The sequence below is a fragment of the Streptomyces sp. NBC_00252 genome (genome assembly GCF_036187565.1).
Taxonomy (GTDB): Bacteria; Actinomycetota; Actinomycetes; order Streptomycetales; family Streptomycetaceae; genus Streptomyces.
Map to the genome: position 1 here is coordinate 6,910,233 of NZ_CP108087.1, position 11,843 is coordinate 6,922,075.

10 protein-coding genes are annotated in these 11,843 nt (G+C 70.7%); 7 read left to right on the top strand and 3 right to left on the bottom strand.

Going from position 1 to position 11,843, the window contains the following annotated elements; translation table 11 throughout:
- Nucleotides 1-452 precede the first annotated feature (452 nt).
- Nucleotides 453-1,967 (top strand): arabinosylfuranosidase ArfA, encoded by a 1,515-nt coding sequence (gene arfA / locus OHT77_RS30595; protein ID WP_328831634.1) that lies wholly within the window; start codon nt 453-455, stop codon nt 1,965-1,967.
- 12 nt (nt 1,968-1,979) lie between these two features.
- Here arfA and OHT77_RS30600 read toward each other — a convergent pair whose 3' ends face one another.
- Nucleotides 1,980-4,955, bottom strand: a complete 2,976-nt coding sequence (locus tag OHT77_RS30600; protein WP_328831635.1) for a glycoside hydrolase family 35 protein — start codon at nt 4,953-4,955, stop codon at nt 1,980-1,982.
- Between the two features lie 118 nt (nt 4,956-5,073).
- Between OHT77_RS30600 and OHT77_RS30605 the strand changes: the two genes are divergently transcribed.
- The 3 genes from OHT77_RS30605 to OHT77_RS30615 all read left to right on the top strand — a co-directional run bounded on the left by OHT77_RS30605 (nt 5,074) and on the right by OHT77_RS30615 (nt 7,249).
- Nucleotides 5,074-5,532 (top strand): RrF2 family transcriptional regulator, encoded by a 459-nt coding sequence (locus tag OHT77_RS30605; protein WP_328831636.1) that lies wholly within the window; start codon nt 5,074-5,076, stop codon nt 5,530-5,532.
- A gap of 340 nt (nt 5,533-5,872) precedes the next feature.
- Entirely contained in the window at nt 5,873-6,526 is a 654-nt protein-coding gene (locus OHT77_RS30610) for a DUF4360 domain-containing protein (RefSeq protein WP_328831637.1), read from the top strand.
- 261 nt (nt 6,527-6,787) lie between these two features.
- Entirely contained in the window at nt 6,788-7,249 is a 462-nt protein-coding gene (locus OHT77_RS30615; RefSeq protein ID WP_328831638.1) for a hypothetical protein, read from the top strand.
- A 7-nt stretch (nt 7,250-7,256) separates the two neighbouring features.
- Here OHT77_RS30615 and OHT77_RS30620 read toward each other — a convergent pair whose 3' ends face one another.
- Nucleotides 7,257-7,874, bottom strand: coding sequence for a TetR/AcrR family transcriptional regulator (locus OHT77_RS30620; RefSeq protein WP_328831639.1), 618 nt, complete (start codon nt 7,872-7,874; stop codon nt 7,257-7,259).
- A 61-nt stretch (nt 7,875-7,935) separates the two neighbouring features.
- Between OHT77_RS30620 and OHT77_RS30625 the strand changes: the two genes are divergently transcribed.
- Entirely contained in the window at nt 7,936-9,063 is a 1,128-nt protein-coding gene (locus tag OHT77_RS30625; RefSeq protein WP_328831640.1) for an alpha/beta fold hydrolase, read from the top strand.
- 23 nt (nt 9,064-9,086) lie between these two features.
- Here OHT77_RS30625 and OHT77_RS30630 read toward each other — a convergent pair whose 3' ends face one another.
- The gene (locus tag OHT77_RS30630) at nt 9,087-10,091 is read right to left on the bottom strand and encodes a catalase (RefSeq protein ID WP_328831641.1); all 1,005 of its coding nucleotides are present in this window, start codon (nt 10,089-10,091) and stop codon (nt 9,087-9,089) included.
- Between the two features lie 120 nt (nt 10,092-10,211).
- Between OHT77_RS30630 and OHT77_RS30635 the strand changes: the two genes are divergently transcribed.
- A complete protein-coding gene (locus tag OHT77_RS30635) occupies nt 10,212-10,502 on the top strand; it encodes a hypothetical protein (protein WP_328831642.1) in 291 nt (96 codons plus the stop codon).
- Nucleotides 10,503-10,633: 131 nt separating this feature from the next.
- Nucleotides 10,634-11,827, top strand: coding sequence for a 4-hydroxybenzoate 3-monooxygenase (locus OHT77_RS30640; RefSeq protein ID WP_328831644.1), 1,194 nt, complete (start codon nt 10,634-10,636; stop codon nt 11,825-11,827).
- The last annotated feature ends 16 nt before the right edge of the window (nt 11,828-11,843 follow it).

Sequence of the window (11,843 nt, forward strand, 5' to 3'; positions counted from 1 at the left end):
CTTCCCGCCGTCCGCCTGCCAGGCCGGTCCGAGGTTACGCGCCCACAACTGGCGACGTCATGTCGTCCGGTGGCCGTTGTGGGACCGGGAACGACCGCTGTGTCCGGAAATCGCCCCCGCGAATGAACAGTGCACAGTGTTCAACCCATTGACGCGCAAGCGCTTCGATTTTACGGTCCCGTTCGATGAGGCGAGCGACGTACGGCATGTCGAACACACGGGACCTCTACAGCAAGGGCAGGGAAGGGGACCACCTGACCTGAATCACAGGCACCTCCTCGCCGCCGGCAGCCCGCGCTTCCAAGGCAAAGGTAAGGATGTCTTGTCATAGCACTACTACGACGGCGACGATAACGGCACATCCAAGCTGGGTGTCGATATGCGGCTCCGCCGCGTGAGCGCGACCAGCCACAACGCACCGGCAGACAGAACTCGACCCCCGGAAGGAAGCGATGCGCACCGCCCGCTTCACCCTCGACCCCGCCTTCACGATCGGCGAAGTCAACCCCCGCCTCTTCGGCTCCTTCGTGGAACACCTGGGCCGCTGCGTCTACACCGGCATCTTCGAACCGGACCACCCCACCGCGGACGCGGAGGGCCTCCGCCAGGACGTCCTGGACCTGGTCAGAGAACTGGGCGTGACGACCATCCGCTACCCAGGCGGCAACTTCGTCTCCGGCTACAAGTGGGAAGACTCGGTGGGCCCCGCGGAGACCCGCCCCCGCCGCCTCGACCTGGCCTGGCGCTCGACGGAGACGAACCGTTTCGGCCTCTCCGAGTACATCGCGTTCCTCAAGAAGCTGGGCCCCCAGGCGGAGCCGATGATGGCGATCAACCTCGGCACCCGGGGTGTGGCGGAGGCCCTGGAACTCCAGGAGTACGCCAACCACCCCTCCGGCACGACCCTCTCCGACCAGCGCGTCACCCACGGCGACAAGACCCCCTTCGGCATCAACCTCTGGTGCCTCGGCAACGAGATGGACGGCCCCTGGCAGACGGGCCACAAGACCGCCGAGGAGTACGGCAGGATCGCCGCCGAGACGGCCCGCGCGATGCGCCAGATCGACGCCGGCGTGGAACTCGTCGCCTGCGGTTCCTCCTCCCAGGCGATGCCGACCTTCGCCGAGTGGGAGTCGACGGTCCTCCAGGAGACGTACGACCTGGTCGACTACATCTCGCTGCACGCCTACTACCAGCCGACCGACGGCGACCTGGACTCCTTCATCGCCTCGGCCGTCGACATGGAGTCGTTCATCGAGAACGTGGTCGCGACCGCCGACCACGTGGGCGCCCGCCTCAAGTCGAAGAAGAAGATCAACCTCTCCTTCGACGAGTGGAACGTCTGGTACACGTCGGACTGGGAGGAGCAGACGAAGAACGCCGACCCCGCCGACTGGCCTGAGGCGCCGCGGCTGCTGGAGGACAACTACAGCGTCATGGACGCGGTGGTCTTCGGCTCGCTCCTGATCGCCCTGCTCCGGCACGCCGACCGCGTCACCGTCGCCTGCCTCGCCCAGCTCGTCAACGTCATCGCGCCGATCATGACCGAGCCGGGCGGCCCGGCCTGGCGGCAGACGACGTTCTTCCCGTTCGCGCAGGCGTCGCGGCACGGCCGGGGCCGGGTCCTGGACGTCCGCGTCGACTCCCCGAAGCACGGGACGAAGCGGTACGGCGAGGCCGACCTGCTGCACGCGACCGCCGTGCGCGGCGAGGACGGCTCGGTCACGGTGTTCGCCGTCAACCGCAGCCGCACCGAGTCGCTGCCGCTCCAAGTCGGCCTGAACGGGCTGGACTTGACGTCGGTGGTCGAGCACAGCGCGCTCGCGGACGCCGACCCGGACGCCCGCAACACCCTGGCCGACCCGGAGCGGGTGGCCCCGCACGCGGTCGACGGCACCGCCCTCCAGGACGGCACGCTGACCGCCGTACTGGAGCCGCTGTCCTGGAACATGATCAGGCTCGCGTAGCTCCCGACGGGCCTATCGGCCGGGGGAGGCCACCGGCGACACCGGCACTCCTCCGGCCGCGCTCCCGAGCAGCGTGAGCCGTACGTCCCTCGGGCCCGCCGGTGTGGTGCCGTCGGACAGGACGGCCAGGGCGAGGGTGTTGGTGCCCCGGGTGCGGAGGATCCCGTTCGGCAGGGCGAAGGTGTGCTGCGGGCCCACGTCGTTGATGTACTGGCCCATGTTCCAGCCGTTGAGGAAGATCTGGACGCGGTAGGCGCGGGCCGGGTCGTCGTCGAGGACGAGGCCGATCGAGGCGTCGATGCCGGTGTCCACGGCGAGCTTGAAGGTGGTCCGGTACCAGGCCACGCCCTGCCGCTTGTCGGCGCGGGGGAGGGTCACCGCATCCCAGCCGGTGTCGGCGTAGCCCGGCAGGTGCCAGCCCTCGCGTTCGCCGTAGAGCCCGCCGTTGTTCTGCGGCCCGCGCACGGGGTCGGGTGTCGTCTCGCCCTGGAGGCGCCAACTCACCTTGGGGGAGGCGCCCTTGAAGGTCGCCGCCGTGAGGCCGCGGGCGACCTTGTGGGTGTCGAGGGCCTTGCCGTCCTGGTCGTGCTGCATGCGGCGCACCAGCACGGACAGGACATGTGAACCGGCCGTGCGCACCTTCTCCGGGACCGGGAGGGTCGCCTTCGCGGCCCAACTGCCCTGCCGCACACTGCTGGTGGTCGGCACCGGCATCCGGTGGGTGCCGAGCGGCTCCCCGTCGAGCCAGGCCATCAGCAGGCCCTGCGTGCCGGTGCTGTAGGCGAGGGTCACCGATTCGAGGTCGTCGGTCGTGCTGGTCGTGAACCGGCCGCGGTACCAGACGTCGCCGTAGTGGAAGCCGTAGTCGTCCGCGAAGAGCAGGGGCTGCCCGGCGGGGATCGGGGTCGTGCTGAACGTCGAAGTGCGGTTCGCCGCCGTCCACTTGGAGTCGTCGAAGGCGACGGCGGCCTCCTGGTTCTCCACCTTCCGGCGCCAGCCGTCGAGCGCGGGGAGCGGCACGGCGGGCACGCCGGGCAGCAGGGCGTCCGGGTTCGAGCGCAGGCTGCCCGCGGTGGTGACGGTCGCGGGCACCGCCCGCCCGTTCCAGGTGACCTCGGTGAGACCGCGCGGCCCCCACACCTCGAGGCCGGTCTCGCCGATCGTGTCGCCGGTGAGGTGGGCGGTCGTCCCGCTGATGGTGGCCCCGCGGAGCAGCGCGGGGCCGTAGACGAGCGCGGTGCCCGCTCCGGTCTCGTACGGCCACAGGCGTACGGACGTGGCCTCGTCGGCGAAGACCAGGAGGAGGGGGTTGTCGACGCCGCCGCCCTGGACGAGGACCCGGGTCAGGCCGCCGATGCCGAGCGGGACGGTGACGTGCAGGAGGCCGCGGTCCCAGACCCAGGCGGCCTGCGCGTCGAGCCGGGTCACCACCGGCTCCTCGGGGCACTCGACGACGGCGTGCGCCATCTCGCCGCGCGTCCCGGCGAACACGGCGATGTCCTGCCGGCCGGTGGTCAGCGACATCATCGGTGTGACCGTCGAGTACCTCAACTTGCGGCCGCCGAGGGCGAGTTGGGTGACGAGGAGGCGGGCGTCCTGGGCCGGGACGGTGACCTCGACGTCGTCGGTCGCGGTCGGCAAGGTTGAAGTGACCGCCTTCGCGCTGTCGTTGCGCAGGACGTAGACGTGCGCGCCGGTGTCGGCGTTGGTGAGGTGGTAGACCTTCAGGCCGTCCGCCTTGACGTCGGCCGCGCGGTCCAGCTTGGCGAAGTCGGGCACCGTCCGCAGCAGCTGGCCGAGTTGGTGCATCGGCACGAGCTTCGCGGTCGGGTTGCGGCCCTCGTCGAAGGCGGCGCCGTAGTCGTACGACGTGTAGACGACCGGTGCGGGCAGCCAGCCCCACGAGGTGCCGCCGAAGGTCATGTAGACGTTGTGCAGGGTGAGTCCGTTGGCGAGGTTGGTGAGGTAGAAGCGCCGCTCGTACGCCGCGTCACGCGTCCGGCGCGACTCCGCGTACCCCTTCCCGTCGAACCAGGACCCGCCCCACGGGTCGAACCAGCCGCCGCCGAACTCGGGCACGAAACCAGGGGTCTTGGGGCTGGCGGTCGCCCCGCCCTTGGCCCCGCCGATCCCGAAGTGCCCCCAGTCGGGCGGGGGTTGGGAAGGCGTCGGATACCCGTCGAAGCCGTACAGCCAACCACCCGTGTCCGCGCCGGTGTCGAAGGACCCCGGGGTCCAATATCCGTTGCGGCCCTTGTCGTTGTGGAAGAGGGGGACGTCGATGCCGTCGGCGCGCACCTTCTTGTACAGGTGGGACATGTAGTCGCGGCCGGAGGGCTCGGTGACGTGGGCGTCGTACTCGTTCTCGATCTGGTAGAGCAGGACCGTGCCCGTGCCCTGGGTGAACAGGTGCTTGGAGACGATCGAGTCGACCTGGGTCAGCCACTCGTCGACGTGCGAGAGATAGGTCGGGTCCGAGGTGCGGGCCGTGCCCTTCGTGGCGACGAGCCAGCCGGGGAAGCCGCCCGCGTCGATCTCCGCGTTGATGTACGGGCCGGGGCGCAGGATGACGTAGAGACCGGTCTCGGCGGCCATGCGCAGGAACAGGTCGAGGTCGCGGACGCCCGTGAAGTCGTAGCTGCCCTGGGCGGGGGAGTGGTAGTTCCAGGAGACGTAGATGCTGACCGCGTTGTAGCCGAAGGCGCGCATCTTCTGCAGGACGTCGCGCCACAGGGACGGGCTCGGCAGCCGGAAGGGGTGCATCTCGCCCGACCACAGGACCAGGCGTTTTCCGTCGACGATCAGGGAGTAGCGGTCGTACCCGATCGTGTGGGGCCGGCCGTCCGCGCCCGGCGGTGCGGGCGGCGGCCCGGTGGGCACGACGTGCGCGGCGTACGCGTCACCGCTGCCGCCGCTGCCACCCCCCAGCGCGAATCCGAGCGCGGCCGTGCCCGCGAGGGTGCTGAAGGTACGCCTGCTCAGCTCCACTGGAAGCTCCTCCCGGGTCCGGTCCGTCGGCGGCACGTGCGAAGCCATTTTCCGTGGTGATCCCAGGAGGCCGTCGTGCGGGGTCATTCTCTATGCCGGAACGGCCCACAATGGACGCATGAGGATCTCGGCACGGGCGGATTACGCGGTACGGGCGGTTCTGGAGCTCGCCGTGCACGGTGACGACGGCCCTGTGAAGGCCGAGACCATCGCCACCACGCAGGACATCCCGCACAAGTTTCTGGAGGGGATTCTCGGCGACCTCCGGCGTGCCGGGATCGTCGACAGCCGGCGCGGCGGGGGTGGCGGCTACCGGCTGGCGCGCGCGGCGGACGCGATCACCGTCGCCGACGTCATACGCGCGGTGGACGGCCCGATCGTCTCGGTCCGCGGCGAACGCCCCACCGGCCTCGCCTACACCGGCTCCGCCGAACCCCTCCTCCCCCTGTGGATCGCCCTGCGCGCCAACGTCCGCCGCATCCTGGAGGGCGTCACCGTCGCCGACATCGCGACGGACGCCCTGCCGGAGCCGGTACGCGCGCTGGCGGCGGAACCGGCGGCCTGGGAGAACCCGTAGTCCGGTCGTCGTAGCTCGTCCCGGGTTCGAGCAGCCACGCCACCCCCGGGGCTCCGCTCACCAGGACCTTCGACGAGGGCCGGCGCCCGGCCGTGGAAGAGCTTCCATGGTGTGCGGCTGTGAAGTACCTGGGGTCGGATGTGTCAACGCCCGTATTTTTCAACAGAGTTCAGTCACTGTGAAGACGGTGTGAAAGACGCGTCTGTGAATGGCCTGAGTTCGCCCTGACCGCCCCCTGCGCCGCTTCCTACGATGCGAGCGCGCCGTCGGTCTTCACAGGAACTTCATTGTTTCTTCAAAGACTTGGGGCGCAGCCACCCCCCGACCCCAAGGAGAAACCATGCCTGGTGGGCTCCTCCTGAGCGGCGCCGTCGCCGCTCTCCTCACCACCGCGCTGCCCGTGCAGCACGCGTCCTCACCCGTGTTCGACGACCCGCCCCCGGACAAGATCGTCATCAACGTCGCCACCGTGAACGGCTCGGGCTGCCCGCAGGGCACGACGGCGGTCGCCGTCTCCGAGGACAACACCGCCTTCACGGTGACCTACAGCGCCTACCTCGCCCAGGTCGGCGGCAACTCCGACCCCACGGCGTTCCGCAAGAACTGCCAGCTCAACCTGGTCGTCCACGTCCCGCAGGGCTTCACCTACGCCATCGCGAGCGCCGACTACCGGGGCTTCGCCTCCCTCCAGCGCGGCGCGAGCGGTGCGCAGAAGGCCTCGTACTACTTCCAGGGCTCGTCGAACACCTCGAGCAAGAACCACCCGTTCAACGGCCCCTACGACGACAACTGGCAGGCGAACGACAGCACGGACGTGGCCCAACTGGTCTGGGCACCCTGCGGAGTTCAGCGCAACTTCAACATCAACACGGAGCTCCGCGTCAACGCCGGCACCTCGGCGCCCGGCGCGGTCAGCTTCATGACGATGGACTCGACGGACGGCGACATCAGCACCGTCTACCACATGGCATGGGAGCACTGCCCGAGCTCCTGACGCGGTGCCGTGAGATGACCTGAGAAAGGGGTGGCCCGTGTCGCACCGCGGGCCACCCTGACGGGGGTGGTGCGGGCGGGTCCGGGCTGGTCCGTCACGGACCCGGCACCGCATGAAGGGAAGCTGTTGCCCGGCCTGGACTCGGTCACGACTGGCCCTGGCGAGGTGGGAGGGCCCCGCTGTGGTCCGCCCCAGTGGTTCGCCGCCGCTGAGGTCGGAAATTCGGGCAGTGGTCTCCGGCCGGTGGGGGAAGATCACCCGGTGAAGCCCTTCGACCTTCAACGCGCGGAACCCGGCCGCCACCCGCGACTTGAGGCCGCCCTCGCCACCGTCAACCGCGACTTCGCGGCGGCCCTCCCCGACCAGCCGCCCCTCGCGCTGATGGTCTGGGAGGAGCAGGTCTACGTCGCCGTGTCCGACGGGAGTTGGCACCACGACGGACTCCAGGAACCGGACGCCGACGCCCCCGACGACCTGGCCCTCGGCCTCGTCGCGGACGCGGCCCAGGAGACGGTGGCCGACCGGCTCCGGCGGGCATGGCCGGTCTGTCCGTCCCACGGCACCGGTACGCATCTTCGCCCGGAGGGGACGACGGCCGACTGGGAGGGGTGGGGCGAGGACGGAAGTGAGCGGCTGGTGTGGTGGTGCGGGGGCGGTGCCGCGGGTGACTGTCATGACCTCGCGGCCGTAGGGGAACTCACCGGCGCCCTGACACGGCCGTAGGGCCGGTCTACGTCGCCGGACGGATGCCCAGCGCCGCCAAGCACATCGTGATCGCCGCCTCCACGCACTCGGCCGAGGTGCGGCCCGCCGGTGGGTCGAGGATCGCGCCGTGTATCTGGGCCGCGGCCGCCTGGACCACGAGGAGGGCGGTGAGGGTGGGGTCGGGGGCGCCCAAGTCGAGACGGCGGAGGTGATGTTCGACCTCGCCAGCCATCTCCGCCTGGAACGCGCGGAGTTGGGCCGCCGCCTCGGCCGGGCGCGGAGCCTGGTCGTAGAGGAGCCGGTGCAAGTGCTGGTCCGTGTCGTGGAGTTGGGCCAGGGTCGAGTACAGGGTGCGGATGGTCTGCTCGGGTGGGGGCGCGGCTGAGCGGAGTTCTGCCATCGCCGCGTTCATGGCCGAGGCCAACGACCGGACGTGGCGCTCACCCAGCGCGTACAGCAGGGCGTCCTTGTTCGGGAAGTACTGGTAGAGCGAGCCGATCGACACCCCCGCGCGGTCCGCGATCTTGTTGGTGGTCGCGGCGGTGTAGCCGAGGGACTCGAAAAGCTGAGCAGCCGCTTCCAGGATCGCGTCGTAGGTCTCCTGGGACCGCTGTTGACGTGGGCGTTTGCGCGGGACGGACATGGCCGGATCCGGGGTCCAATGCGAGTTGTCAGAAGCTGAGGATTACTCGCATTCTAGGGACATGTTCACCTTCCCCGTGGAACCGGACGACCTTTTCGACGAGCGCACCCGGCAGTTCGTGGCGCTCGGCATCCCGCGCCCCGTCGTCGACCGCGCCCGGGCCCGTATCACCGACATGTGGGGGACAGGGGCGGGGAGTTGGGTCCCGGTGTGGTCCGCCGAGGCCGAGCGAGCGCATGCCTCCGGAGACCCGCTGCTCGCCTCGCTGTGCTGGGGCGCCGCCCGCTTCCCGTGCCTGGCGACCGGCGAACGGCGGGCCGCGCACGAGCGCCAGCTCACCGCGTACCTCGAAGCCGCGCCCGGCTTCCCGGTCCGGTTCCAGCGCGCGGTCCTGGAGGTGCCCGAACCCGTTCCCGTGCACTTCTTCCAGCGACGGCGGGCGCCCCGGCCCGGTGTGGTCGTCCTCTGCGGCGGCGTCGACACCTGGAAAATGGACCTGCACCGCCTGGCCGTCGCCACCGCCCGCGCCACCGGTCTGCTCATCGCCGCCGTGGACATGCCCGGCACCGGAGAGTCCACGGTCCCGCTCTCCCCCGACGCCGACCACATCCTCGTCGGCCTCATCGCTCAACTCCGGCGCGCCTACGGCCAACCCGTCGGTTTCTACGGCATCAGCTTCGGCGCGCACTGGGCCGCGAAGCTCGCCCTCGCCGGACACGTCGACGCGGCGGTCGACCTCGGCGGCCCGACCGGCGTGGCCGACGAACCCATCGACCTGCTCGGCCTCCCGCACGGCATGCCCGGGATCGTCGCCAACGCGCTGCACCTGGACGAGATGCCGGACCAGTCCGTGATCGCCGAGCTGCTCGCCGCTTTCTCCCTGCGGGAGCAGGGGCTCCTCGACAAGGCCGGTGCCGGGGGATCGCCGTTGCTGGTGGTCAACGGTGCCGACGACGTGTATGTCCCGCCCGGTGACGCCGTAGGGCTGGCGGGGCGGCCGGACACGACGGTGTGGGTGGTCAAGGACGCCGGGCATTGCGCCCCCGAACGGTCGCCGCAGGTCAACCTCGCGCTGTGGGGCTGGCTGTCGGCCCGCCTCGCCCCCGGCCGTCCGCTGCCGCGTCTGGCGGAGATCGCGGCACGGCAGCCGCTGCGGCCGTATCTCGACGGCTCGGTGTTCCCCGGCTAGGTGTTCCTCGTGTTCCCCGGTTCTCAGGGAGCGAGGCGGCGCTCCGCCGAGACGGAGTACGCGTGGCGGCGGAAGGCCAGCATCCGGTCGTCGGAGGGTTCTACGCCGGGGGCGAGGCGGGTCGGGTCGAAGACCTGCTGCTGCCAGTGGTCCTCGCGGGGTGAGCGGGCCGTCACGTGCAGGTGGCCGGCCGGGATCAGCGGGCGGTGTTCGGGCCAGGCCTGTGAGGGGTCGTGGGTCGGGTCGTCCGGCTCGGCGAGCTGGTACACCACGGTGAAGGTGACGGGCCCGGTGGCGAGGCGGGCGTCGAGGTCGCCGATGAGGAAGTCCGGGGCGAGGGTCGCGGCGTACCCGGGGTCGATCTCGACCTCGCCGAGCTGCGGCACGAGACGGTAGCGGAAGGGGCGCCGTACGCCCGCCTCGTCGACCAGGACGAAGGCGTGCAGGCCGTCGTAGCGGGTGGTGGCGAAACTGACGGGTGCCTGCTGCCCGGCGAAGGACTTCAACGCGCCCCGGCTTTCCGGGTGTTGGGCCAGGACGGAGGCGAACTTCCCGGCCGCCGCGAGCTTTCCCTTCGCCCGGTCGGTGAATCCGCCCTCCGTACCGGCCATGCCCAGCGCCTCGACGAGTTCGATGAACCCCTCGGGGTTGTGGCTGGGGAAGACCCGGAAGTTCGCGGCGACGAGGTCCATGACGGCCTTGGCGTCCTCGCTACTGCCGTCCCCCTCAAGGAACTTGACGGCCATCCCGCGTACCCCGCGGGCCCGGTCGTCGGCGGCGAAGTTGCCGGAACCGTTCGAGAACCGGATCACCGCGTCGGCCTCGGCGGTGAGACAGGTGGCCGTCGTCCACCCCGCGATGCGCCCGGTCGGCACGAACCGCGCGTCGTACACGGCACCGCGGGCGTGCAGGCGCCGATCGTGCGGACGCGGATGCGCGGCGGCCTCGATCCGGTCGACGGCCCGAGCCGCGGTCATACCGTCCTCGGTGACCGAGGAGTCCTGGGGTTCCTGCGGTGACTGTGCCATGGCGGCATCATCGCACCGGCGGGTGTCGCCTTCCCGGCGCTGGGCCTCGGTCCAGGTGGCGGGTCAGGCGGCCGGACGCCGCTTCAGGTTCGGCTCAGGTTCGTGCGGGAGGTTGGCCGTATGCACGGACACCGCCCCCGCACCCCCGAAGCCGAGCGCAGTCGCCGCTGGTTCATGAACAGGGCGCTGCTCGCCGGCGGAGTCGCTGCCGTCGCGACCATGACCGGCTGCTCCTCGGACGTCTCCGGCACGGCCACCGCGTCCTCGTCCTCCGGCGCCCCGAACGGCGCCCCCTCGGGCGGCCCCGGCGGCACCCCCACCCAGCAGCACATCCACACCATCGTCCGCACCCCCAACGGCGGCGACTACGGCGTGGACCTGCTCAAGCCGCACTTTGACAACGACCACTGAGGGCGGAGTCAACAGCCAGTGACATATGCCCAGTTGGCCCTTATGGGCTAAGAAGCCGCTTTCGATTCCTCATCACCATGATCTGGCTGATATGAAACCCCTTGGCCGAAAAAGCAAGATCAGGGGTGGATGTGGGGAAACGATTCGACTCCGGGGCACGGACCGGGGTGGTGATCGTCGGGGCGGGCCCGGCGGGGCTCGTCCTGGGGAACCTGCTGCTGGACCAGGGCATCGACTGCGTGATCCTGGAGCGGCGCGGACGCGAGGCGGTGGAAGGGCGGGCCAGAGCGGGCTTCCTGGCCGCCCACTCCGTCCGCGTCCTCACCCAACACGGGCTGGCGGACGGCATGGCGGCCCGGGGCCACACCCACCGCACCTGCCTGTTCCGCAGCGAACGAGGTGAATTCACCCTCGACTACGGCGAGTTGGGCCGCCGCGAGGTCCACACGGTCTACCCCCAGCAGGAGTTGGTGCGCGACCTCCTCGCCGAGTACCTCCGGCGCGGCGGCGCGATCCGCTTCGACACGGAGGTCGAGGAGATCTCCGAGGGCCGGGTCCGTACCGCCGGCGGCACGGACGTCGTCGGGCGCTACGTCGCCGGGTGCGACGGACACCGGGGCGTCGCCCGCGCCACCATGGCCGCCCACGGCACGCGCACCGCCCGCTGGGACCACGGCGTGAGCTGGCTCGCGGTCCTGGCCGAGGCTCCGCCGAGCATGGAAGCCGTCGGCTACGCCCTGCACGCGCGGGGATTCGCCGGCCACATGGCCCGCACGGCGACCGTCACCCGCTACTACCTCCAGTGCCCGCGCGGCACCGATCCCGCCGACTGGAGCGAGGACCGGATCTGGACCGAGCTCGAAATCCGCCTCCGCGTCGACGAGTTCGGACAGCTCAAGGACGGCCCGGTGCTGGAGAAGGCGGTCGTGGACCTGCGCTCCGACGTGCTCGACACCCCGGGCGCGGGACAGCTCTGGCTGGCGGGCGACGCGGCCGGACTCATCAGCCCCTCCGCCGCGAAGGGCGCCAATCTCGCCGTACTCCAGGCCGAACGCCTCGCGCAGGCACTGGCGTTGGCCCTCAAGCACGACAACGAGAACGACCTCGACCGGTACGCCGCCGACTGTCTGCCGCGTGTCTGGCGGGCCCACGAGTTCTCGCACTGGATGAGCGGCCTGCTGCACGGCCCGACCGCCGAGGACAGCGAGCACACCGTCGAGGCCCACGCCCGCTACGGCCGCGCGCTCCAGTACGCCCGCCTGGACAGCCTGCGGACGTCCCGTGCGCACCAGGACTTCTTCGCCGAGAACTACACCGGCATCTGACCTCGTCACCCCTCTC

Excerpts from the sequence above, each read along its gene's own strand:
- arfA (WP_328831634.1), top strand. The coding sequence starts at position 453 with ATGCGCACCGCCCGCTTCACCCTCGACCCCGCCTTCACGATCGGCGAA.
- OHT77_RS30605 (WP_328831636.1), top strand. The coding sequence starts at position 5,074 with ATGAGGATCTCGGCACGGGCGGATTACGCGGTACGGGCGGTTCTGGAG.
- OHT77_RS30610 (WP_328831637.1), top strand. The coding sequence starts at position 5,873 with ATGCCTGGTGGGCTCCTCCTGAGCGGCGCCGTCGCCGCTCTCCTCACC.
- OHT77_RS30620 (WP_328831639.1), bottom strand. The coding sequence starts at position 7,874 with ATGTCCGTCCCGCGCAAACGCCCACGTCAACAGCGGTCCCAGGAGACC.
- OHT77_RS30625 (WP_328831640.1), top strand. The coding sequence starts at position 7,936 with ATGTTCACCTTCCCCGTGGAACCGGACGACCTTTTCGACGAGCGCACC.
- OHT77_RS30630 (WP_328831641.1), bottom strand. The coding sequence starts at position 10,091 with ATGGCACAGTCACCGCAGGAACCCCAGGACTCCTCGGTCACCGAGGAC.
- OHT77_RS30635 (WP_328831642.1), top strand. The coding sequence starts at position 10,212 with ATGCACGGACACCGCCCCCGCACCCCCGAAGCCGAGCGCAGTCGCCGC.